We start from the raw sequence: 22,496 nt of genomic DNA, 5'->3' as shown, positions 1-22,496 counted from the left end.
TGCTGGCTTTTCCCCCACGTCAAGCCGACTGATGATAAAACAATCAGGGGCTTGCCAAGTTCACCACTTCAGGTAATGATTACTGTAAATAAACACAGCACAAGGACAGTCAGTATGGCCAATGAACGTTGCGGTTGGGTGACGGCGGATCCGTTATATCTCGAGTATCACGACAAGGAATGGGGCGCACCAACCACCGATGCGCGCGAGCTGTTTGAAATGCTATGCCTTGAAGGCCAGCAGGCCGGGCTGTCCTGGATCACCGTGCTGAAAAAGCGTGAGAATTACCGGCGCGCCTTCCACAATTTTGATCCGCTGCGCGTGGCCGCTATCGATGAACAAGAGATAGCCGCGCTGTTGCAAGACAGCGGCATTATCCGCCACCGGGGCAAAATTGAAGCCATCATCGCCAATGCCAAAGCCTATCTGGCCATGGAAGCGGCCGGGGAAGATTTTGTCACTTTTATCTGGTCATTTGTCGACGGCGAACCGCAGCTCAACAGTTGGCAGCAACTGAACCAGGTGCCGGCGAAAACCGAACGCTCGGACGCGATGTCCAAGGCACTGAAAAAACGCGGCTTCAAATTTATCGGATCCACCACCTGCTACGCCTTTATGCAGGCCAGCGGGCTGGTGAACGATCATCTCACAGGATGCCTCTGCTACCCAAAGCCGCAGTGATCCGCCCCTGCCACCCGGCAGATATGGAGCGGTTAATGGCCTTGTGGTTGCCCAGCACCATTGCTGCGCACCCGTTCGTCAAGGAAAGCTACTGGCAAGAAAGCGCGACGCTGGTGCGGGAAAACTATCTGCCGCGAGCGCAAAGCTGGGCCTATTGGCATCAAGGGGAAATCGTCGGGTTTATCAGCGTGTTGGATCAACGCTTTATTGGCGCACTGTTCGTTGAACAGGCCTTTCACGGCCATGGCGTAGGACAGGCGCTGATGGCGCACGTACAACAGCGCTATCCCCAGCTAAGCCTGGAGGTGTATGAGCAAAACCTGCGCGCCTGCGCGTTCTACCACAAGCTGGGGTTTCAGGTGACGCAGCGTCTGTTTAACGAAGAAACGCAGGCCTATACCTTAATCATGAACTGGCCGTCCGCAGTTTAAATCTTGTCACTTCCGGCTAAAAAAGGCGCATCCCGCACCGGGATGCGTTCAATTCAGAATCCGCTGCATGGTATTCCCTCGCTTTTTGCCGGATAACAGGCTCAAGCCCGTTATCCGCTTATATTTTGTCACGTTTTTTTCCGGAACTGCCGGAAAGTATCCGCGTCATAGTAGCGCCTCGGCACGTCTTGGCATGCCGACAACGGTTTTTTAGCGCCCCCAAATTGGATTGGCGCACCCAGATTCTGATGCCACAAAGGAAAAAAGATGAAAAAACGCATTGCGATTATTGCCGGCGCGGTGAGCGTGGCGCTCACGCTGTCAGCCTGTACCACCAACCCGTACACCGGGGAATCCGAAGCCGGTAAATCCGGTATTGGCGCAGGCCTGGGCGCCGCGCTGGGTGCCGGCGTTGGCGTGCTGTCCTCGTCGAAAAAAGACCGCGGCAAAGGCGCACTGATCGGCGCAGCGGCAGGTGCAGCATTGGGCGGTGGCGCCGGCTATTACATGGACGTGCAGGAAGCCAAGCTGCGCGACAAAATGAAAGGCACCGGCGTCAGCGTTACCCGTCAGGGCGACAATATCGTGCTGAACATGCCGAACAATGTCACCTTTGACAGCAGCAGCGCCACCCTGAAACCGGCGGGTGCCAACACCCTGACCGGCGTTGCCATGGTACTGAAGGAATACCCGAAAACGGCGGTTAACGTGGTCGGCTACACCGACAGCACCGGCTCCCGTTCACTGAACATGACCCTGTCGCAGCAGCGTGCCGACGGCGTTGGCAGCGCGTTAATCACCCAGGGCGTGGCGGCTAACCGCATTCGCACCACCGGGGCAGGTCCGGATAATCCGATCGCCTCCAACAGCACGGCAGAAGGCAAGGCGCAAAACCGTCGCGTCGAGATCACCCTCAGCCCGCTGCAATAATCCCGAGCGGGGCACAATGCCCCGCCATTTTTATCCTGTCGATCCTCTTCCCTTATCCCATTCAACATTCCCGGCTATACATTCTGTGTGATAGTCTCCTTGGCAATTAACCTCAGGGGAGATCGGTTGTGAGCAGTGTTAAGGCAATACGCGCCTCGGGGCGGGCCACCATCAGCGATGTGGCGAAAACCGCCAAGACCGGTAAAACCAGCGTATCGCGCTACTTGAATGGTGAGCAGCACCTGCTTTCTGACGATCTCAAACAGCGCATCGAGCAGGCTATCCTCCAGCTCGACTACCGTCCAAGCCAGATGGCGCGGAGCCTGAAAGGGGGACAGACGCGGCTGATTGGCCTGATCATCGCCGATATAACCAACCCCTATTCGGTGGACGTGATGCGCGGCATCGAAGCCGCCTGCCGTCAGCACGGCTTTACCCTGCTGGTGTGTAACACCAACAACGAAGTCAATCAGGAACAGCACTACCTGCAACTGCTCAGCAGCTACCGGGTAGAGGGCATTGTGGTCAACGCCGTCGGTATGCGCGAAGAGGCGTTATCGACGCTGCAACAATCCATGCTGCCGATGGTACTGATCGACCGAAAAATTCATGATTTCGCCTGCGATGTGGTGGGCCTCAACAACCACGAGGCCGCGACGACCGCCACGGAACACCTGCTGCAACAGGGTTTCGAAGCCATTTTGTTTCTCAGCGAGCCCATTGGCACGGTCAATACCCGCCTGGAGCGGCTGCACGCGTTTAACCAAACCATGGCGCAACATGCCGGTCTGTTGGCCGAACAGGCCGAAGTTCCGCTGAACGACGTCAAGCTGCTGGAAGGGGTGCTCGGCGACTTCAATACTCGCCATCGCGGCATGCGCAAAGCGGTGATTTCCGCCAACGGTGCCCTGACCCTGCAGGTAGCGCGCGCCATGCGTCGACTGGGTATCCAATGGGGCAGCGATATCGGCCTGCTGGGCTTTGACGAACTGGAATGGGCCGAACTGGCCGGCGTGGGCATCACCACGCTGAAACAGCCGACCTATCAGATGGGCCACGCCGCGCTAGAACAACTGGTGCAACGCATTCAGGGTCTGGATACCCCCATCAGCGAGCAGATGTTCCCTGGTGAACTGATCGTGCGCGGCTCCACCACCCGATAATCCCCTTCTTTCCTGCTCAGGGCGCGACATACGGCGCCCCAGCCACATCCTCCTCAGACTATTTTTTGCTCATGTTCGTGATTGCGATCATATTTTTACACTCTGTCGCTTTCGCCTGGAACCGGTACCATTTAACGTGTGGTTAACAGCAGCGGTGGGATAACGCCACCTCAGGAGCAAAAAATGACAAGAGAAATTATCGTGGTGACCGGTGCCTACGGCACCGATACCGTCCAACAGCTCGGCGGCCAGACCGCATTATTGCCGATCATTGCCGATGCCGGCGCCGACGGTGTAGAGATCCGCCGCGAACTGTTTTCTGCCCAGGAGCTGGAAAACCTGCCGGCACTGGCTCAGGCCATCGAACAACAGCAGCTGTTTGCCGTTTACTCTGCGCCTGAGGCTCTGTTCACTCCACAACATACGCTCAACCCGAACCTGCCGGCACTGCTGGCGGAAGCCCAAACGCTGAACGCGCGTCAGTTGAAACTCTCGCTTGGACATTACCAGCCGGGCTTCGACTTTACCGAACTGAAAGTGGCACTGGAGCAACATCCGGTCAGCCTGGTGGTCGAGAACGATCAAACGCCTGACTGCGGGATTTTGTCGCTGCTCAACGCCTTTTTCCACGCCGCAGAAGATAACCGTCTGCCGGTCAGCATGACGTTCGACATGGCCAACTGGCACTGGGTGGGGCAAGACGCCTTCGCCGCCGCCGATCGCCTGGCCCGCCACGTCAGCTACGTTCACGTTAAAGCCGCAACTCATAGCCTGAAAGGCTGGCGTGCCGTGGCGCTGGATGACAGCGATGGCAAATGGCGCGATCTGCTGACTCGCCTGCCGCTGGACGCACCACGCGGCATTGAATTCCCACTGCAAGGTGACAGTCTGGAAGACGTGACCCGCTACTACGTTAACCTTTTGCGTGCGGAGTAAACATCATGACAACGCTGACTACCGCGCATCGCGCGCAACTGGACGTCGTCACTCTGGGTGAAGCCATGGCGATGTTCGTGGCAACCCAAACCGGCGATCTGGCGGAAGTGGACAACTTCACCAAACGCATTGCCGGCGCCGAGCTGAACGTCGCAATCGGCCTGGCTCGTCTGGGGCTGAACGTCGGCTGGGTCAGCCGCGTCGGCAACGACACTTTCGGCCGCTTCACCCTGCAGCAGTTGAAAAAAGAAGGCATCAACGCCCAGCAAGTGACGGTGGATGCTAATTATCCGACCGGTTTTCAGATCAAATCTAAAACCTCCGATGGTACCGATCCCAGTGTGGAGTATTTCCGCAAAGGCTCGGCGGCCAGCCACCTGTCGGTCGACGACTTCAACCGCGATTACTTTGGTTCCGCACGCCACCTGCACCTGAGCGGCGTGGCGGCAGCGCTGTCCGGTCAATCGCTGGCGCTGTGCAACCACGCGGCACGCGAGATGCGGGCGATGGGCAAAACCATTTCATTTGACCCCAATCTGCGCCCGGTGTTGTGGTCCAGCCAGCAGGTGATGATCGAGCAGCTGAACAAGCTGGCGTTTGCCGCCGACTGGGTGCTGCCGGGGCTGAAAGAAGGGCAAATTCTTACCGGCCAGTCGACACCGGAAGGGATTGCCGATTTTTATCTGGAGCGCGGCGTACAGGCGGTGATCATTAAAACCGGCCCGGACGGCGCCTGGTTTAAAACCGCAGCGGGCGATCAGGCGGCGGTAGCCGCAATCAAAGTCAGCAATGTGGTGGATACCGTAGGTGCAGGAGACGGCTTTGCCGTCGGGACCATCAGCGCCCTGCTGGAAGGCAAAACGCTGAAACAGGCGGTGCAACGCGGCAATAAAATCGGCTCGCTGGCCATTCAGGCCATCGGTGACAGCGAAGGGTTGCCGACCCGCGCGGCACTGGCTGAATAAATATAACAAAACAATATCAGTTAATAGCCTTCTCCGAACGGCTGATGTCTCTGGCCCTACAACCAGATCCGCCGGGAGAGCACCACGACACCACTGAAGGAATCTGAACATGACCAAAGCGACTATCGCGGCTAAACGCTGGTGGTACATCATGCCCATCGTGTTTATCACCTACAGCCTGGCCTATCTCGACCGAGCCAACTTCAGCTTTGCCTCGGCGGCTGGCATCAATGACGATCTGGGCATCACCAAAGGCATGTCATCGCTGCTGGGCGCGCTGTTTTTCCTCGGCTATTTCTTTTTCCAAATCCCGGGGGCGATCTATGCCGAACGCCGCAGCGTTAAAAAACTGATTTTCTGGTGCCTGATCCTGTGGGGCGCCTGCGCCTCGCTGACCGGCATGGTCAGCAATATCCCGATGCTGGCGGCCATCCGTTTTATCCTCGGCGTGGTGGAAGCCGCGGTGATGCCGGCAATGCTGATTTACATCAGCAACTGGTTCACCAAGTCCGAACGTTCGCGTGCCAATACCTTCCTGATCCTCGGTAACCCCGTCACCGTGCTGTGGATGTCGGTGGTTTCCGGCTACCTGATCCATGCCTACGGCTGGCGTGAAATGTTCATCTTTGAAGGCATTCCGGCGGTGATCTGGGCCTTCTGTTGGTGGGTGCTGGTCAAAGACAAACCGGCGCAGGCCAAATGGTTGAGCGATGAAGAAAAGCTAGCCCTGCAGCAGCAGTTGGAAGAAGAGCAGAAGGGCATCAAAGCGGTGCGTAACTACAGCGAAGCCTTCCGCTCACGCAACGTGATCCTGCTTTGCGTCCAGTACTTCGCCTGGAGCATTGGCGTGTATGGCTTCGTGCTGTGGTTGCCTTCTATCCTGCGCAGCGGCATGGAAATGGGCATGGTGGAGGCTGGCTGGCTGTCGGCGGTACCTTACCTGGCAGCGACCATCGCCATGATCCTGGTGTCCTGGGCTTCGGACAAAATGCAAAACCGTAAGCTGTTCGTCTGGCCACTGCTGCTGATTGGCGCGCTGGCGTTCTTTGGTTCTTATGCCGTAGGCGCCAACCATTTCTGGATCTCTTATGCCCTGCTGGTGATTGCCGGTGCGGCAATGTACGCCCCTTACGGGCCGTTCTTCGCCATCATTCCCGAGATGCTGCCGAAAAACGTCGCCGGCGGTGCCATGGCATTGATCAACAGCATGGGCGCGCTGGGTTCCTTCTTCGGTTCCTGGTTCGTCGGTTACCTCAACGGCGCAACCGGCAGCCCGGCAGCTTCGTATATGTTTATGGCCATTGCGCTGCTGGTGGCCGTGGTGGTGACGCTGATCGTCAAGCCTGCTCGCAACGAGGCTCACCCACAACTGGCTTAGTCTCGTTATAATTTATTTTCTGTTGAATATACCCAATGGATTTCAGGCTGCAGCCAGGCGACAAACGAACTTCCCCCAGGCTATGACTTAAGTAAGTCACTGGGGGAAGTTCGAGCAGTTAACAACGCTGCAGTCTGAAAGACGAAGGGTATTGCTGGAGTAAGTGATGAAGCCTTCTATCGTGTTATACAAAAGCATTCCCACCGATCTGCGTGAACGACTGGAACAGCACTTCACCGTGCATGCCTTCAACGGGCTAAACCCGGAAAACCGCGATGAGTTACGCCAGGCGCTGCAACAGGCAGAAGGGATCATCGGTTCCGGCGGCAAAATTGATGAGGCTTTCTTGCAGCAGGCACCCAAACTGCGCGCGGCTTCAACCATTTCCGTCGGTTACGATAATTTCGACGTTGACGCGCTTAATGCCCATAACGTGCTGCTGATGCACACCCCAACCGTGCTGACTGAAACCGTCGCCGACACCATCATGAGCCTGGTTTTGGCGACAGCTCGTCGCGTGGTAGAAGTGGCCGATCGAGTGAAGGCCGGCGAATGGCAAGGCAGCATCGGGGCAGACTGGTTTGGCGTTGACGTGCACCACAAAACTATCGGCATCCTCGGCATGGGTCGTATTGGTCTGGCGCTGGCGCAACGCGCTCATTTCGGCTTCGGCATGCCGGTGCTGTATAACGCCCGTCGCACTCATGAAGAAGCAGAGCAGCGTTTTAATGCCCGCCGCTGTGACCTGGATACCCTGTTGGCCGAATCCGATTTCATCTGCATTACGCTGCCGCTGACCGACGAAACTTTCCATATGATCAGCCGTGACCAACTGGCGAAGATGAAAAAGAGCGGTATTCTGATCAACGCCGGCCGTGGTCCGGTGGTGGATGAAGCGGCACTGGTTGAGGCGCTGAAAAACGGCACTATTCATGCCGCCGGGCTGGACGTGTTCGAAAAGGAACCGCTGCCGGTATCTTCACCGCTGTTGACGTTGCCGAACGTAGTAGCGCTGCCGCATATCGGTTCTGCGACCCATGAGACCCGTTATGGCATGGCCGCCTGCGCCGTGGACAACCTGATCGCCGCGCTGACCGGCAAGGTCACAGAAAACTGCGTTAACCCGCAGCTGCTGAAGAAGTAACTTTCATGGGCGGGAGTTTTCCCGCCCTATCTCTTGCCCTTCACCTCCCCCTGCCTTCTCCTCCCTGAAAATCTCGCGCCGGGATGAGGCTATTTTTTCATCGTTCGTCACACTGGGCGTTACCCTACGATAAAAACGCTTCCTGCCACGCGTAAGGAGAGCCATGAAACGCCTGACCCTTCCCCTGCTGATGCTGCTGTCGCCTGCGGCAATGGCAAGCTGGACGCTGCAAAGCTTCCCAGCCTTTGACGGTACCTCCGCCGACGGCTTGTTCACCAGCCACGCCACGCTGCCCAAAGGCGAACTGCCGCTGAAAATTTACCAAGACCAGCAATGCTGGCAGCCAACTACGCCGGTCAAACTGAACCAGACGTTGTCACTGCAACCCTGCGGCGATAACCCGCCGGTTAACTGGCGGCTGTTCCGCACCGGGGAATACCAGGTGCGCATCGACACGCGCAGCGGCACGCCGACGTTACAACTCAGTCTGAAAACCGCAGCGGAAATCGCCACTGCCGCCGCCACGCACACCTGCCAACGCTGGGACGGTAAACCGGTCACCCTTGACGTCGCGGCAACCTTTGACGAAGGCGAATTGGTACGCGATTTCTATTCAGGCCAAACGGCAAAGGTCAGCCAGGGCAAAATCACCCTGCAACCCGCCGCCGGTAGCGGTGGATTGCTGTTGTTGGAATCTGCCGGTAGCGAAAAACCGGCGCCCTTCAATTGGCACAACGCCACGGTGTATTTTGCCCTTACCGATCGCTTTGAGAACGGCAACCCGGCCAACGACCACAGCTACGGACGCCGCAGCGACGGCATGCAGGAGATCGGCACCTTCCACGGCGGCGATCTGGCTGGCCTGACGAACAAACTGGATTATTTGCAACAGCTTGGCGTCAATGCGCTGTGGATCAGTTCGCCGCTGGAGCAAATCCACGGTTGGGTCGGCGGCGGCACCAAAGGAGACTTTCCGCATTACGCTTACCACGGCTATTACGCGCTGGACTGGACCCGACTCGATGCCAATATGGGCAGCGAGCAAGACCTGCGCACGCTGGTCGATCAGGCGCACCAACGCGGTATCCGCATTCTGTTTGACGTGGTAGTGAATCACGTCGGCTACGCCACGCTGGCAGATATGCAGACCTTCCAATTCGGTTCGCTGTATCTGAAGGAGGAAGAAATCGAAAAAACGTTGGGTAAACATTGGGGTGACTGGCGACCAGGCCCAGGTCAAAACTGGCACAGCTTCAACGATTACATCAACTTCAGCGATAAAGCGGGCTGGAGTTCATGGTGGGGCAAAAACTGGATCCGTACCGATATCGGTGACTACGATCCACCCGGCTATAACGATCTCACCATGTCGCTGGCTTTCCTTCCGGACATCAAAACTGAAGCGCCCGGAGCCAGTGGTCTGCCCCTGTTTTACCGCCATAAACCCGATACCGCCGCGCGGGAGATTCCCGGCGCCACCACACGCGACTACCTGACCACCTGGCTTAGCCAGTGGGTACGTGACTATGGCATTGACGGTTTTCGCGTCGACACCGCCAAGCACGTAGAAAAACCAACGCTGGCGCTATTGAAACAGCGCGCCACCGCAGCTCTGGCAGAGTGGAAAACCGCCCATCCACAACAGGCGCTGGATGATGCTCCTTTCTGGATGACCGGCGAAGCCTGGGGCCATGGCGTGATGAAAAGCGACTATTACCAGAACGGCTTCGACGCGATGATCAATTTTGACTTCCAGGATCAGGCTTCCCAGGCCTTGGCTTGCTTCTCCAACATCGATGCCACCTACCGACAGATGGCTGATAAGCTGCAGGATTTCAACGTGTTGAGCTACATCTCCTCGCACGATACCCGGCTGTTCTTTGCCAGCGATGCTAAAGGGTCGCTAACGCTGCAGCAGCGCGCTGCCGATCTGTTGCTGTTGGCACCCGGTGCGGTGCAGATTTACTACGGCGATGAAAGTGGCCGTGATCTAGGCCCTACCGGCTCAGATCCGTTGCAGGGTACCCGTTCCGATATGAACTGGGCCGAGTTGCAGGGTAGCAAAGCTCCTCTGTTGGCACACTGGCAGCGGCTGGGTCAATTCCGCGCTCGTCACCCGGCGATCGGTGCCGGCACACAGCAGTCGCAGCAAACGGCACACTACTATGCTTTCAGCCGTCGGCTCGGCGACGATAAAGTGATGGTGGCCTGGGTCGGCGATCGGTCACAATAATTCAGAGAGATATGCTGCTAAAAAACCATCGGGTGAAGTTTACTCCCGGTGGTTGTTTTATGAACCGCATTGCACCGGAAATTGTCTGGCGGTATGGTGGGGTATTACCTGCTAAAAACAATACAGTTGCACCTATGACTTTTTCACTTTTCGGCGACAAATTTACCCGTTACGCGGGCATTACCCGTTTAATGGATGACCTGAACGAAGGCCTGCGCACCCCCGGTGCCATCATGCTCGGCGGCGGTAATCCGGCGCAAATTCCAGAGATGGAAAGCTACTTCAAACAACTGTGCCAGGACATGCTCGATCAGGGCAAACTGACCGAGGCGCTGTGTAACTATGACGGCCCGCAGGGCAAAGACGCCCTGCTGAAAGCGCTGGCTAATTTGCTGCGCGATGAGCTGGGCTGGCAGATCTCGCCACAGAACATTGCACTGACAAATGGCAGCCAGAGCGCATTTTTCTACTTGTTTAACCTGTTTGCCGGGCGCTATGCCGACGGCAGCCGTCGCCGCGTGCTGTTTCCGTTGGCGCCGGAATATATCGGCTATGCCGATGCCGGGTTGGACGAGGGGCTGTTTGTTTCGGCCAAGCCCAACATTGAGCTGCTGCCGGAAGGTCAGTTCAAGTATCACGTTGACTTCGAACATCTGAATATTGGCGACGATATCGGCATGATCTGCGTGTCGCGCCCAACCAACCCGACCGGTAACGTGATCACCGACGAAGAGCTGATGAAACTCGATCGGCTGGCGCAGCAGCGCAATATCCCGCTGGTGATCGATAACGCTTACGGCGTGCCCTTCCCCGGCATTATCTTCAGCGACGCTACGCCGCTGTGGAACCCGAACATTATCCTGTGCATGAGCCTGTCGAAGCTTGGCCTGCCCGGCTCGCGCTGCGGCATCGTGATCGCCGATGAGAAAACCATCGGCGCCCTGACCAACATGAACGGCATTATCAGCTTGTCGCCAGGCAGCATGGGGCCGGCCATGGCAACGGAAATGATCGAACGTGGCGACCTGTTGCGACTGTCAAACGAGGTGATCCGTCCGTTCTACAAGCAGCGCGTCGAGCAGACTATCGGCATTATCCGCCGCTATCTGTCGCCGGAACGCTGCCTGATCCATAAACCGGAAGGGGCGATTTTCCTGTGGTTATGGTTCAAGGATCTGCCGATCACCACCGAGCTGCTGTATCAGCGCCTGAAAAAGCGCGGCGTGCTGATGGTGCCAGGCCACTACTTCTTCCCGGGGCTGGAGCATGAATGGCCACATACTCATCAGTGCATGCGGATGAACTACGTGCCGGATCCGGAGAAAATTGAACGTGGCGTGGCGATACTGGCGGAAGAGATCGAGCGTGCTCACCAGGAAGCTGGCTGATTTGAATAAGGGGCGCTCAGACAGCGCCCCAAAGCCTTACATTGCCCAGAACAGCACCGCCAGCAGCTGCGGCGACATGATGCGCAGGAACATCGCCAACGGATATACCGTGGCGTAAGACAGCGCGGCAGCGCCGCTGGTCGGGTGCAGGCCGTTAGCAAAGGCCAGCGCCGGCGGATCGGTCATTGAACCTGCCAGCATGCCGGACAGCGTCAAATAATTCATCTTGCCCACCATCCGCGCCAATACGCCAACGCTGAGCAACGGAATTGCGGTGATCAGTGCACCGTAACCAATCCACGCCAACCCTTCGCCATTAATCAGGGTATCGACAAAGTTGCCGCCCGACTTCAGCCCCACCACCGCCAGAAATAGCACGATACCCAGTTCACGCAACGCCAGGTTAGCGCTGGGCGGCATAAACCAATACAGCTTGCCAATGCTACCGATACGCCCGAGTATCAAGGCCGCAACCAGCGGCCCACCGGCCAGGCCCAAGCGCAACGCAGCAGGAAAACCCGGAATAAACAGCGGCACAGATCCCAACAGTACCCCCAAACCGATACCGATAAACACCGGTAGCATTTGCACCTGCTGTAACTTCTGTTGGGCATTGCCGACAATGGCCGCCACCGCCTCGATGGACTCCGGGCGGCCAACCAGATTGAGGATGTCGCCGAATTGCAGCGTTACATTGCTGCCTGCCACCAGTTCAACCCCCGCGCGGTTGAGGCGCGAGATCACCACGTCGTACTTTTGCTTCAGGTTCAGATCGCGGATTTTGCTGCCCAAGACTTTCTCATTGGTCACCACCGCCCTCACCACCTGCAGTTCCGTCCCCCGCGTTGACAGCGAGACGTCGACCTCTTCGCCAATCACCAACCGCGCATTTTCCAGACTTTCGCGTTTGCCCACCAGATGCAGATAGTCGCCCAGCTCCAGCCTCTCGAGCGGCGCCGGTACCATCAGCAACTCACCGCGTTTCAGGCGTGAACAGATAATATCCTCACCGTTCAGCAGCGGCACATTCTTGATCGCCATCCCTTGCAGGTTCGGGTTACGCACCGCGATATTCATGGTTTGCAGCAGCTCGCGCTGGTTGCCCAGGCTGCTTTCAAAAGCCTGAGCCTCCCGTTCGATATTGATGCGGAAAAACAGGCGTATCAGCCACATTACCAGCAGAATGCCGCAGATACCGAACGGATAGGCCATGGCATAGCCCATCCCCATGCGATCGACCATTGCCGGATCTGAGCCCAAATCGGTAAGAATTTGCTGCCCGGCGCCGAGTGCGGGGGTATTGGTGACGGCACCGGAGAACACGCCAAGAATGATCGGCAGCGGGACGTCAAACAGCTTGTGAACCACCGCCGCGACCACCCCGCCCACCAGCACCAGCAAAATGGCGAAGCCGTTGAGCCGCAACCCGGACACCCGCAAAGAAGAGAAGAAACCGGGCCCGACCTGAATACCTATGGTGTAAACGAACAGGATCAGGCCAAATTCCTGAATGAAGTGCAGCATGTCGCCATTCAGACTGAGCTGCCAACTCTGGGCGAAATGCCCGACGATAATGCCGCCAAACAGCACCCCGCCAATCCCCAACCCAACCCCATACAGCTTCCAGTTACCCATCCACAGCCCGAGAACGGCCACCAACGCCAACATACTGACGGTCAGGGCGATTTCGCTCATAGGTCACATCCTTGCCAGAAGTTTAACAACCGGTTTGCGGTCAAAGTCACACAATTAACAGGGATTTTGGCATAGGTAGGAAAACGCGACTGTGGGTTAAGCCACATAATGCAACGGGGGAAGCCCGTTTGGACTTCCCCCGTCGATACCTTTCCTCTTTCAGGCCGCCGTACGAACCTCTGCGGCCTGAAATGCATAGGTAAAACTATGAATTTTTCAAAGCGTTATTTTGATTCCAACCCCGGCGTGGTGCCGATGGCGATACGCTGTGGCTGCAGAGCTTCTGGGACATGACGCACCAGATCGATATGCAGCAGGCCGTTTTCAAACTTGGCCTCAGAGACCTGCAGGTGTTCAGCCAGCGTGAAGGTCAGGTTGAAGTCTTTGAACACCAGCCCCTGATGCAGATATTCCACCTGTTTTTCTGGCGGCGTCGGCTTGCCACGTACGGTCAGGCGTGGGCCTTCTACTTCAATATCCAGTTCACTTTGTTTAAACCCGGCTAACGCCAGAGAAATGCGGTAGTGGTTGTCGTCGCTTTTCTCAATGTTGTAAGGCGGGAACCCCTGTGGCTCCTGGCCGCCCATTGAACTGGCCAGTTTGTCGAAACCAATCCACTGACGAAGCAAAGGTGAAAGATCGTAATTACGCATGATGTAAACTCCTTCTATGAAGCGAGATTTTACCCGTAGCTTGAAATTCATAGGGTAAATTAAGGTATGCCCCCTGTCGGCAGGCATTAACATTTCACCAGCGAGACGTTTCGCCGATGAAATATGAATTATTTAATTTCTATACGACGCGGTTTTAATGTTTCCGGTACCAGGCGTTCCATATCGATATACAGCAACCCGTTTTCCAGTTTGGCGCCTTTAATTTGGATATGCTCGGCCAACTGGAATTTACGTTCAAAGTTTCGCTCGGCAATACCTTGATATAAGTAGGTTCTTTCCGCTGGATCGTTATTATGAGCGCCTCGGACTATCAGCAGATTATCCTGAGTGGTGATCTCCAGCTCCTGTTCGGCAAATCCGGCCACCGCGATCGCAATGCGGTAATGATTTTCATCGACCAGCTCAACGTTATAGGGTGGATAACCGCCATTGCTTTGGCTCTGACCTGCCTCCAACGCGTTAAACAAACGGTCAAACCCAATAGCGGAACGGTAAAGCGGTGAAAGATCAAAGTTACGCATAAAACAGCCTCCTAAGGCACTTCAGCGAGGTTGAATAATTAAGCCTTCCATCATGGACAGACTAAATAGCCAGAATTCCCTTACGGCAAATTCTTAATTTGGCCTTGATAAGAAAATGGGGGTCGCTTTCACCATTTCAACCGCCCACGATCAAAAAAATGACAATCAGTTCGGCGAAAGTTTTTTTATCCCTTACAATAAAGTGAGACAACCGCCACAGAGCGGGTCCTTGCTCCTTTTAAAACATCCAGAGGATGTTATAGATCAGCAGATTTTGGGGAACAGCACCCTGCAGGATGGAAAATGAAAACGATAAGAGTCATAGCAACCAGTTGCATGCTGTTAGCGACCAACGGCTGCTCCAGCGTAATGAGTCATACCGGCCCTAATCAGGGTTACTATCCTGGCACCCGTGCCAGCGTGGATATGCTGAAGGACGACAATACCAGCTGGGCAATGATGCCGCTGGTGGCGTTGGACCTGCCATTCTCGGCGGTGATGGATACCGTATTACTGCCTTACGACTACATGCGCTCCGGCAGCGACAGCACCGCAGACTCACCTAAAGCGCGTATTTTGCGCGGCGAAGAGCAGAACCTGGCCGCCAGCGGCGATCCGGCCCATGCCGCTACGACCACACCCCAGTAAAATATTCTGATGCGGGCTTCTCGCCCGCACCCTCGATCAGGCTTCAACCACAAAAATCTGGCTGAATCCGTCGACCTCACGCATAAAGGCCACTTTGTTTCCATCCGGTGAAAATACGATAGCATCGCCCGATGGGGGTAGCGCCGTCCGCTGAGTCAGGCGCTGCATGCGGCCGCTGGCCACCTCGCACAGCATCAGGCTGTTGTCACACACCAGCGCAATCCGCCCCCCCTGTGGGTGCCAACTGAACGCCGATTGGATCCCCTGTTCACCACGAGTGACCTGCCGCGGTTCACCGCCGTTTGGCGAAACCGTCCACAGCTGTACCACACCCGCATCATCCTTCATTAAACAGGCAATCATGCTGCCATCGGGCGAGCTGCGCAGCCAGTGACGTGGGGCGGTTACCACACCTGGATAACGACGCTCGCCGGTAAAGGTCAACCGCCGTTGTTGCACGCCCCGCGGTGGCGCAGGCAAGCTGTTTGCGGTCCCCTGCAGCGGCCGGGAACCTGCCTTGGCGTAATCAGCGTCATCCTGCGGCAAATCCACAATGAATACTTCCGGCAACTTTTCACCGTGATGAGAAAGAGTGTCGCCGATAAATGCCAACGCCCAGCGCTGCTGACGCCCATCGGGCCGTACATAGCCCCTTTGCCCGACCCAGCCCTCTTCATAGGCGCGGTTAATCTGATCGCTGCCGGGTTGGGGTTGTGGAGTAGTCTCGCTCACCAGCACGCAGTAATGGCTGCCGTCATATTCACGAGGATGCTGCTTCGGCGGGTTCACTCCCTGTAACGGTACGGCCACGCCAACGTTACGCAGGTCCTGCGCCCGATCCAGTTCGTGCATGACGTGGTCGTTATAGGTAAAGCTCAGGCGACTGCCGTCCGGGCTGAACACGTGTACGTGAGTGCCGCCACGCAGTGCACCCGGCGTATAAGGGGGAGTGATATCCATCGCATCAAGGGTAATGGCCAGTTCGCGGTCGGGTTCGCTGACGATCACCCCGCGGCGATGGTGAAAATCGTAATGCCAGACGCTGTCTGGGTGTTCAGGCCCATGAATGAAAGCATAGCGGGCGGGTTCATCCGGGCTGACGGTCACTACCCCAACGTGGGCGCCCTGTTGCGCGCGATACACGACTTCGACTACGCCGGTATCGACATTCACCCGCTCGATGCTCAGACCGGTGAAGAAGGCACCGTTCGGGCGTACGTCGTAAGCCAGCCACTGGCTGTCCGGCGTCCAGACATTAATATTGGTTAACTGATGCCCACGTGGGTCAAAAGTCAGCTGTTTTTCCCGATGGCTCATGGCGGCTCCCCTGCGCATGCTGGCACTGAGCCGCCATCTTACCGGATCACCCGACGCGTTTCACATCACCCACCAACAGCAGGTACGACAGCGCACCAATCAATGCCACGACGGAGATATAAATCAGCGAAGGAGCAAAACCATAATCCTGCGCCAAATATCCCACCACCAGTGGTACGGTGATGCCACCCAGCCCGCCGACAAAGTTGAAAACCCCGCCGGTCAGGCCAATCAAGCGGGTAGGCGCCAGCGATGACACCAGCGACCAGGTGATGGAAGCGAAACCGTTGCCAAAGAACGCCAGTGCCATCAGCACCATAATCCACAGCGGATCATTGGTGTAATTTGCCCCCATGATGCAGGTGGAAAGCAGCAATCCGCAGATAATCGGCGTTTTCCGCGCAAAACCGATAGAGCGGCCGCTGCGTAGCAAACGATCGGCCACGAAGCCGGATAGCAAGACGCCACAAAATGCGGCCAGAAATGGCACCGTAGTCATAAAGCCTGCGGTCAGTGCGGCGATATGCTTTTCCTGGGTCAGGTAGTTAGGGAACCAGGTGAGGAAAAACCACAGCGTAGAGGTAATGGCAAACTGGCCGATATAAACCCCCACCAACTTGCGGTGGAACACCAGTTTCCAATCGGCGGCGGTGAGCGCCACGCGGCTTTTCTTTTCCGATGCAACGTCGCCGTCGACCATGCCGCCACCGGCTTGAATATATGCCAGTTCGGCAGCGTTCACCCCTTTGCTGTTGCGCGGTGATTGGTACACCCGCTGCCATATCAGCGCCCAAACGATGCCGATACCGCCAGTGATAATAAATACCCAGTGCCAGCTCAAAATTTCCTGCACCCATATCAGCAGCGGCGTCAGAAACGCCAGCCCGACAAACTGACCGGATGTATAAAACCCAACCGCCGATGCACGCTCCTGCTCGGGGAACCAACTGGTGACTATCCGGTTATTGGTGGGAAACGCGGGCGCTTCAAATAAGCCGGTCACTGCGCGCAGACCGATCAGGGATGCCAGACCGCCAGCAAATCCCTGCAGCAGCGTGGCAATCGACCAACCCATGATGGCAATAAAATAGGTTAGTTTTGACCCGACGCGATCCAGAAACCAACCGCCGGGGATCTGACACAGAGTATAGGTCCAGGCAAAAGCCGAGAAAATATAGCCCATCTGCGCCTTGCTGATGCCAAATTCCTGTTGAATATGCGCCGAAGCTACCGCCAGGTTGGCGCGGTCGACATAACAAATGACTACGGTGACAAATATCATTAATAGCGTCAGGTAGCGGCGTTTACTTCGTGGTGTTGAGGTCAAGGTTGTGTCCATTCTTGTTATTCCGTTATTTTTCGGATTTTAATAATGGTGAGAAGAAACTGTAGGGCAACTCACCAGCTGAAATTACAAATGATGATTAATGGTTTTTATATTCTCAGGCGAGACTGTACTTTTTCTTTGCCTACCCAGTTTTATGCCCATCACGCCGCCGATAATTAATGCTATAGCGACAATAATCAGCGCTGCCGTATAACTGTCGGTTACGTCCTTAATTCGCCCCATCACCGGTGGAAAAATAAGTCCGGCAATATTGGCCACCGCATTAATCAAGGCGATCGATGCCGCACCGGCAACCCCCGCCACCGTTTCTGTCGTCACGGCCCAGAATATGGGAGTGATCGCCCAATTCAGACCCACGGTCAGCACCAGCAGACCGTAGGCCAGGATCAGGTTATGGCTGTAAATCGCCAATAGCAGCAATCCCCCGGCGACCATCAGTGGAAGCCCAAGGTGCCAAGAGCGCTCCTTGGTAAGATCGGAATGCCTTCCGTTCAAATACATAAAGAGACAGGCGAAAAGGAAGGGGACCGCGGAAAGCAGACTAACAATAAAATTGCTCTGCTCGGCCACCACGCCCTTAACTATCAGAGGTAAAAACAGCGTGATGCCTATGGTGCCGAATGCCTGCAACAACCACAGTAAACTCAACGCCCACACGCGTTGGCTTTTCAGCGCCGCCTTCCAGCCATGGTGGTGGCCCAGAGTCGCCTGCCCAGATTCATTCGTCAGGGTTTCGGCTAACCATGCACGCTGTTGTGGCGTCAGCCAGCGCGCTTTCTCCGGCGCATCGTCAAGGTAGAAATACACCATGATACCCAGTGCCATCGCCGGAATGCCTTCCAGCAGGAATAACCAGCGCCAGCCTTCAATTCCGAAAAAACCATGCATGCCGAGGATGGATCCGGATATCGGCAACCCAATCACCGAAGCCAATGCAGCACCTATATAAAACAATGACATCGCACGTGCACGATCGCTGCGGGGATACCAGCAGGAGAGATAATAGATAATCCCAGGGGTAAACCCGGCCTCCGCAATACCCAGCAAGAAACGCATCGCATACAGCTGATTCGCGGTTTGCACCAGGCTCATGCCGGCGGCGACAACCCCCCAGGTGATCATAATGCGCGCGATCCACAGTTTGGCGCCCACGCGGGTTAATATGACGTTGCTCGGCAACTCGAAAATAATATAAGAAATATAAAATATACCGGCCGCAATGCCGTACATTTCCGCCGTCATGGCCAAATCGGCATTCATCTGCAATGCAGCCACGGAAATATTTGAGCGATCTATATAAGCAACCAGGTAAAGAATCATAATGAAAGGTATGATTCTTATATTCATTTTTTTAATTATTGAGGAGTACAGATCGTTATTCATCGCCTACCCTCACATTCTATTTTGCAGGTGTGCATCTCGCCTGACAGCAATGACAGGCGAGACCTGATCGAGGTATCTTTTCAGCGTTAATTTACAATGTGTTATTTAATAAAGAATTACCACTCGGCAATGGCACCGTCCGGGTGACGCCATACCGGATTACGCCAGTCAGGCGCCTGTTTACTGCGTTCGATCACCAGTTCTTCGTTGATCTCTACGCCAAGACCCGGCTTGGTCAGTGGATAAAAATGACCATCGGTCATTTTGAAATCCTCTTTATTCACAACATAATCCAGCAACTCGGCACCCTGGTTATAGTGAATGCCCATGCTTTGTTCCTGGAACACCGCGTTGCGCGCTACAAAATCCACATGCAGACAAGAGGCCAGCGCGATCGGCCCCAGTGGGCAATGCGGTGCCAACGCGACGTCATAAGATTCCGCCATGGCAGCAATCTTAAAGCATTCGGTAATGCCGCCGGCGTGGGACAGGTCAGGCTGAATAATTGCCAGGCCACCGTCCGCCAACACCCTTTTAAAATCAAAACGCGAGTACATACGTTCACCGGCGGCAATCGGGATATGGGTCTGCGCAGCCAGTCGTGGATAGTATTCCGCCTGCTCCGCCAACACCGGCTCTTCTATAAACAGCGGGCGATAAGGCTCCAGCTCTTTGATCAGGATTTTCGCCATCGGTGCATCAACACGCCCATGGAAGTCCAAGCCAAACTCGATCCTGTTGCCAAAAGCTTCGCGGATCTGCGCAACCACCGCCACCGCAGCATCCACCTTGCGCGCGCTGTCGATAATGCCCATTTCTTCACAGCCGTTCAGCTTAAAGGTATCGAAGCCGATTTCCGTCAGCTTGTTGATTCCCGCTATCACATCGGAGGGACGGTCGCCACCTACCCAGCTATAGGCCTTGATTTTGTCACGCACCAGACCACCCAGCAGCTGATAGACCGGCACACCCAACGTCTTACCCTTGATATCCCACAACGCCTGGTCGATACCGGCTATCGCGCTCATCAGTATCGGCCCGCCACGATAGAAACCGCCGCGATACAGCGTTTGCCAGATATCGTTTATCCGCGCCGGATCCTGGCCGACCACATATTCCGACAGCTCATGTACCGCCGCTTCTACACTACGCGCGCGCCCTTCAATAACCGGCTCGCCCCAGCCGACAATGCCCTCGTCGGTTTCAATTTTCAGGAACATCCAGCGCGGCGGCAGCCGATAGGTGGTCAGTTTGGTTATTTTCATTGAGTCGCTTCCTTATAGGCCCGAACAAATGCAGCAGCCTGCTGTGCCGTGCGCTCAACCGATTGACCGGCGCGATAGAGATCGCCCCCCAACCCGGCACCCGCACAGCCTGCGGCCAGATATTGATGCAGGTTTTCCGGCGTAATACCGCCGACGGCAAACACCGGCACCTGCGGTGGCAATACTGCCTTCAATGCCTTTATGTAATCTGGGCCAAAGGACACCGACGGAAAAATCTTCAGCGCCTGGGCGCCGGCTTCCAGCGCGTTGAACGCTTCCGAGGCGGTGGCGCAACCGGCACAGACCGTCATGCCGAGCTCAACCGCCCGGCGGATCACCGTCGGCTGGGTGTTGGGCGTCACTACCAGTTTGCCCCCCAACCTGGCCAACTCATCGACCTGTGTCGATTGCAGCACGGTGCCGGCGCCAATCAACGCACGATCGCCGTATTTTTTTACCATATCGCCAATGCTTTGCTGCCAGTCCGGCGAGTTCATCGGTATTTCGATCGCGTCGAACCCTTCACGTAATAGTGCCTGGACGTGTTCGCCTACATCCTGCGGCGTAATACCGCGCAAGATGGCGATCAACGGCAACTCAGTATTCCAGCTCATGCACAATGCTCCTTATCCCCGATTGAAAAGCCCGATCGCCGTCCAGTATCTGGTGGCATATCCCGGCCATATTCAGCGCCTGAGCGTAACGTTCACCCAGTTGCGGATTACCGATTACCGTGAGCTCCGCTCCCGGCGGCAGCGGATACTCACGCTGCATCTGCGCGACCTCGTTGCCAATCAGCAACCCCGAAAGCCAGTCGCTGACCGCGCTTTTTTCCAGTTTTCCAAGCACATGAGCGGCACGGGTTTCAAACAGGCTGCGCACAATATGAGTTTCATGCATGCCGGTCTCCAACCCACGCACAAATGCCTGCGGATCAGGATGCTGCCTGCCCAGCCCTGCACCAATCAGCGAATGCTGGAGCAGCAGATGATGCAACTCACCGGTCATGACCGTGCGGAAATCGGCCAAAGTATCCCCCTCCATCCGCACCCATTTGCTGTGGGTGCCGGGCATCACATACACCGCCGAGGGCCGTTCCGCATAAGCGCCAATCAGTTGGGTTTCTTCACCGCGCATGACATTGCAATTATCTGCACGTTCGACGCATATTCCCGGGATGATCCATGCGGAATAAGGTAAAGCCTGCTCTACCACGGTTAACTGCTGCGCCACATCGTTCAGACGGGTTGGACATTGCAGATAAGGTGCCTGCAACCAACCGGCATTGCTGCCGATCATCCCCGCCATCACCACCGGCAGCGGTTCCGCCCAGCGAGCCATCAGCTCACTGAAAACCTGCTGCGGCGAACGGTCGCCAAGGCGGGTAACACCGGCCTCCGACTGCAGGCTGTCGACACAGACACCCTGTTCGTAGCGCCAGACACGCAAGTTAGTGGAACCCCAGTCAATCGCGATAAAGCTGTCACTCATGTAATGTCCTTTAACCTTTTGGTAGAGCTGGCAATCATTGCCAGTGCCGCCTGTTCGGCAGCATCTGGATCCTGATGACGGATAGCGTCATACAATTCCCGATGCTCACGCAGGGTACGCGGCATATTGCCCTCATCCGGCATATAGGTACGCTCAAACACCGCGCGCTGGAGCGAACTAATCGCTACGCTAAGTTGTTGCAATACCGGGTTATGCACCGCCGCCAGCACCGCTTCGTGGTAGCGGATATCAGCTTCATTGAAGCGTTCACGATCCTGGTGATGGGTCATCATGTCGTTCAGCGCCGACTCAATCACCGCCAGTTCGCTGGACGTCGCCCGTTCCGCTGCCCAGCGGGCTATAGAAGGCTCCACCAGGTTACGAACCTCGCTCATCGCAGCAATCAGCCGTGGGTCGTAATCCTGGGCCAACACCCAGTTCAGTACGTCGGTATCCAGGTAATTCCACTGATTGCGCAGGGTGACAAAGGCGCCGCGATAGCGTTTAACCTCGACCAAACGCTTTGCCATCAACGCGCGGAGCACTTCGCGGATAATGTTGCGCGAGGTCTGAAACTCTTCGCACAACTCGGCCTCGGCCGGCAGTGGTGAACCCGGCATATACTTTCCGCCGACGATCTGCCGGCCAATCTCAATAATGATTCGGTCTGTTTTCCCGATCTGCTGCTTATTCATAATGACTCCGTGGCGTTCGCCATGCTGTGGTGACGGATTCACTTTACCCGTAGCGCCTGCTGGCGTCCTGCGGTTGCAGCACAATCTTCATAACTCACTCACCTACCGACGCCTGATTGTAGTACTAATTATTAATATCGTACTACAATCAAGATCACAAAACAGACAACAAGATAAACGCCTTCTGGTTGTGTAACTTCGGGGTTTACA

Annotated in this window: 21 protein-coding genes; 11 read left to right on the top strand and 10 right to left on the bottom strand. The window is 56.0% G+C overall.

Features of this window, described 5'->3' with window-relative positions:
- Positions 1-114 precede the first annotated feature (114 nt).
- The 10 genes from NR114_RS15210 to NR114_RS15165 all read left to right on the top strand — a co-directional run bounded on the left by NR114_RS15210 (position 115) and on the right by NR114_RS15165 (position 11,249).
- A complete protein-coding gene (locus NR114_RS15210) occupies positions 115-681 on the top strand; it encodes a DNA-3-methyladenine glycosylase I (RefSeq protein ID WP_020824660.1) in 567 nt (188 codons plus the stop codon).
- Positions 678-1,112: an N-acetyltransferase gene (locus NR114_RS15205; protein WP_170868541.1), complete on the top strand. Its 435-nt coding sequence runs from the start codon at positions 678-680 to the stop codon at positions 1,110-1,112. Before NR114_RS15210 ends, NR114_RS15205 begins: the two co-directional genes overlap by 4 nt.
- Positions 1,113-1,379: 267 nt before the next feature.
- The gene (locus tag NR114_RS15200; RefSeq protein ID WP_020824658.1) at positions 1,380-2,042 is read left to right on the top strand and encodes an OmpA family lipoprotein; all 663 of its coding nucleotides are present in this window, start codon (positions 1,380-1,382) and stop codon (positions 2,040-2,042) included.
- Between the two features lie 128 nt (positions 2,043-2,170).
- Positions 2,171-3,205 (top strand): LacI family DNA-binding transcriptional regulator, encoded by a 1,035-nt coding sequence (locus NR114_RS15195; protein WP_020824657.1) that lies wholly within the window; start codon positions 2,171-2,173, stop codon positions 3,203-3,205.
- 183 nt (positions 3,206-3,388) lie between these two features.
- Complete coding sequence (locus NR114_RS15190) at positions 3,389-4,141, top strand: sugar phosphate isomerase/epimerase (protein WP_115057910.1); 753 nt, start codon at positions 3,389-3,391, stop codon at positions 4,139-4,141.
- A gap of 5 nt (positions 4,142-4,146) precedes the next feature.
- Positions 4,147-5,106 carry a sugar kinase gene (locus tag NR114_RS15185; RefSeq protein ID WP_046374822.1) on the top strand — a complete coding sequence of 320 codons (960 nt, stop codon included), beginning with the start codon at positions 4,147-4,149 and terminating at the stop codon, positions 5,104-5,106.
- Positions 5,107-5,215: 109 nt separating this feature from the next.
- Positions 5,216-6,484, top strand: coding sequence for an MFS transporter (locus NR114_RS15180; protein WP_116691505.1), 1,269 nt, complete (start codon positions 5,216-5,218; stop codon positions 6,482-6,484).
- Positions 6,485-6,650: 166 nt separating this feature from the next.
- The gene (gene ghrB / locus NR114_RS15175) at positions 6,651-7,628 is read left to right on the top strand and encodes a glyoxylate/hydroxypyruvate reductase GhrB (protein ID WP_129941238.1); all 978 of its coding nucleotides are present in this window, start codon (positions 6,651-6,653) and stop codon (positions 7,626-7,628) included.
- A 163-nt stretch (positions 7,629-7,791) separates the two neighbouring features.
- Positions 7,792-9,861 carry an alpha-amylase gene (locus NR114_RS15170; RefSeq protein ID WP_234529120.1) on the top strand — a complete coding sequence of 690 codons (2,070 nt, stop codon included), beginning with the start codon at positions 7,792-7,794 and terminating at the stop codon, positions 9,859-9,861.
- Between the two features lie 134 nt (positions 9,862-9,995).
- A complete protein-coding gene (locus NR114_RS15165) occupies positions 9,996-11,249 on the top strand; it encodes a valine--pyruvate transaminase (protein ID WP_041415136.1) in 1,254 nt (417 codons plus the stop codon).
- A gap of 36 nt (positions 11,250-11,285) precedes the next feature.
- Here the strand turns inward: NR114_RS15165 and NR114_RS15160 are convergent, their stop codons facing one another.
- The 3 genes from NR114_RS15160 to ibpA form a co-directional block, all read right to left on the bottom strand.
- Positions 11,286-12,944 (bottom strand): putative transporter, encoded by a 1,659-nt coding sequence (locus NR114_RS15160; RefSeq protein WP_020824648.1) that lies wholly within the window; start codon positions 12,942-12,944, stop codon positions 11,286-11,288.
- A 224-nt stretch (positions 12,945-13,168) separates the two neighbouring features.
- The gene (gene ibpB / locus NR114_RS15155) at positions 13,169-13,597 is read right to left on the bottom strand and encodes a small heat shock chaperone IbpB (RefSeq protein WP_020824647.1); all 429 of its coding nucleotides are present in this window, start codon (positions 13,595-13,597) and stop codon (positions 13,169-13,171) included.
- 128 nt (positions 13,598-13,725) lie between these two features.
- The gene (gene ibpA, locus NR114_RS15150) at positions 13,726-14,139 is read right to left on the bottom strand and encodes a small heat shock chaperone IbpA (protein WP_046374826.1); all 414 of its coding nucleotides are present in this window, start codon (positions 14,137-14,139) and stop codon (positions 13,726-13,728) included.
- Positions 14,140-14,442: 303 nt separating this feature from the next.
- Between ibpA and NR114_RS15145 the strand changes: the two genes are divergently transcribed.
- Positions 14,443-14,787 (top strand): YceK/YidQ family lipoprotein, encoded by a 345-nt coding sequence (locus NR114_RS15145; RefSeq protein ID WP_041414075.1) that lies wholly within the window; start codon positions 14,443-14,445, stop codon positions 14,785-14,787.
- Between the two features lie 36 nt (positions 14,788-14,823).
- Here NR114_RS15145 and NR114_RS15140 read toward each other — a convergent pair whose 3' ends face one another.
- From NR114_RS15140 to dgoR, 7 genes are all read right to left on the bottom strand, one after another.
- A complete protein-coding gene (locus tag NR114_RS15140; protein ID WP_234530901.1) occupies positions 14,824-16,104 on the bottom strand; it encodes a DUF3748 domain-containing protein in 1,281 nt (426 codons plus the stop codon).
- A 46-nt stretch (positions 16,105-16,150) separates the two neighbouring features.
- On the bottom strand, positions 16,151-17,443 hold the full coding sequence (locus NR114_RS15135; protein WP_041414073.1) for an MFS transporter: 1,293 nt from the start codon (positions 17,441-17,443) through the stop codon (positions 16,151-16,153).
- Positions 17,444-17,515: 72 nt separating this feature from the next.
- On the bottom strand, positions 17,516-18,835 hold the full coding sequence (locus NR114_RS15130; protein ID WP_234530655.1) for an MFS transporter: 1,320 nt from the start codon (positions 18,833-18,835) through the stop codon (positions 17,516-17,518).
- A gap of 116 nt (positions 18,836-18,951) precedes the next feature.
- Positions 18,952-20,100 carry a galactonate dehydratase gene (gene dgoD, locus NR114_RS15125; protein ID WP_046374829.1) on the bottom strand — a complete coding sequence of 383 codons (1,149 nt, stop codon included), beginning with the start codon at positions 20,098-20,100 and terminating at the stop codon, positions 18,952-18,954.
- Positions 20,097-20,714 carry a 2-dehydro-3-deoxy-6-phosphogalactonate aldolase gene (locus NR114_RS15120; protein ID WP_020824639.1) on the bottom strand — a complete coding sequence of 206 codons (618 nt, stop codon included), beginning with the start codon at positions 20,712-20,714 and terminating at the stop codon, positions 20,097-20,099. Before NR114_RS15120 ends, dgoD begins: the two co-directional genes overlap by 4 nt.
- Positions 20,698-21,591, bottom strand: a complete 894-nt coding sequence (locus NR114_RS15115) for a 2-dehydro-3-deoxygalactonokinase (protein WP_046374830.1) — start codon at positions 21,589-21,591, stop codon at positions 20,698-20,700. Before NR114_RS15115 ends, NR114_RS15120 begins: the two co-directional genes overlap by 17 nt.
- A complete protein-coding gene (dgoR, locus tag NR114_RS15110) occupies positions 21,588-22,286 on the bottom strand; it encodes a D-galactonate utilization transcriptional regulator DgoR (protein WP_020824637.1) in 699 nt (232 codons plus the stop codon). Before dgoR ends, NR114_RS15115 begins: the two co-directional genes overlap by 4 nt.
- Between the last annotated feature and the right edge of the window lie 210 nt (positions 22,287-22,496).

Source organism: Serratia sp. Ser99 (genome assembly GCF_024519545.1).
GTDB classification, from domain to species: domain Bacteria; phylum Pseudomonadota; class Gammaproteobacteria; order Enterobacterales; family Enterobacteriaceae; genus Serratia; species Serratia liquefaciens.
The sequence above is the reverse complement of the archived record's forward strand: the minus strand, read 5'-3'. Positions and strand labels throughout refer to the sequence as shown.

Coding starts and splice junctions, on each gene's coding strand:
- NR114_RS15210 (WP_020824660.1), top strand. CDS start 115: ATGGCCAATGAACGTTGCGGTTGGGTGACGGCGGATCCGTTATATCTC.
- NR114_RS15200 (WP_020824658.1), top strand. CDS start 1,380: ATGAAAAAACGCATTGCGATTATTGCCGGCGCGGTGAGCGTGGCGCTC.
- NR114_RS15190 (WP_115057910.1), top strand. CDS start 3,389: ATGACAAGAGAAATTATCGTGGTGACCGGTGCCTACGGCACCGATACC.
- NR114_RS15185 (WP_046374822.1), top strand. CDS start 4,147: ATGACAACGCTGACTACCGCGCATCGCGCGCAACTGGACGTCGTCACT.
- NR114_RS15180 (WP_116691505.1), top strand. CDS start 5,216: ATGACCAAAGCGACTATCGCGGCTAAACGCTGGTGGTACATCATGCCC.
- ghrB (WP_129941238.1), top strand. CDS start 6,651: ATGAAGCCTTCTATCGTGTTATACAAAAGCATTCCCACCGATCTGCGT.
- NR114_RS15170 (WP_234529120.1), top strand. CDS start 7,792: ATGAAACGCCTGACCCTTCCCCTGCTGATGCTGCTGTCGCCTGCGGCA.
- NR114_RS15165 (WP_041415136.1), top strand. CDS start 9,996: ATGACTTTTTCACTTTTCGGCGACAAATTTACCCGTTACGCGGGCATT.
- NR114_RS15160 (WP_020824648.1), bottom strand. CDS start 12,944: ATGAGCGAAATCGCCCTGACCGTCAGTATGTTGGCGTTGGTGGCCGTT.
- ibpB (WP_020824647.1), bottom strand. CDS start 13,597: ATGCGTAATTACGATCTTTCACCTTTGCTTCGTCAGTGGATTGGTTTC.
- ibpA (WP_046374826.1), bottom strand. CDS start 14,139: ATGCGTAACTTTGATCTTTCACCGCTTTACCGTTCCGCTATTGGGTTT.
- NR114_RS15145 (WP_041414075.1), top strand. CDS start 14,443: ATGAAAACGATAAGAGTCATAGCAACCAGTTGCATGCTGTTAGCGACC.
- NR114_RS15140 (WP_234530901.1), bottom strand. CDS start 16,104: ATGAGCCATCGGGAAAAACAGCTGACTTTTGACCCACGTGGGCATCAG.
- NR114_RS15135 (WP_041414073.1), bottom strand. CDS start 17,443: ATGGACACAACCTTGACCTCAACACCACGAAGTAAACGCCGCTACCTG.
- NR114_RS15130 (WP_234530655.1), bottom strand. CDS start 18,835: ATGAATAACGATCTGTACTCCTCAATAATTAAAAAAATGAATATAAGA.
- dgoD (WP_046374829.1), bottom strand. CDS start 20,100: ATGAAAATAACCAAACTGACCACCTATCGGCTGCCGCCGCGCTGGATG.
- NR114_RS15120 (WP_020824639.1), bottom strand. CDS start 20,714: ATGAGCTGGAATACTGAGTTGCCGTTGATCGCCATCTTGCGCGGTATT.
- NR114_RS15115 (WP_046374830.1), bottom strand. CDS start 21,591: ATGAGTGACAGCTTTATCGCGATTGACTGGGGTTCCACTAACTTGCGT.
- dgoR (WP_020824637.1), bottom strand. CDS start 22,286: ATGAATAAGCAGCAGATCGGGAAAACAGACCGAATCATTATTGAGATT.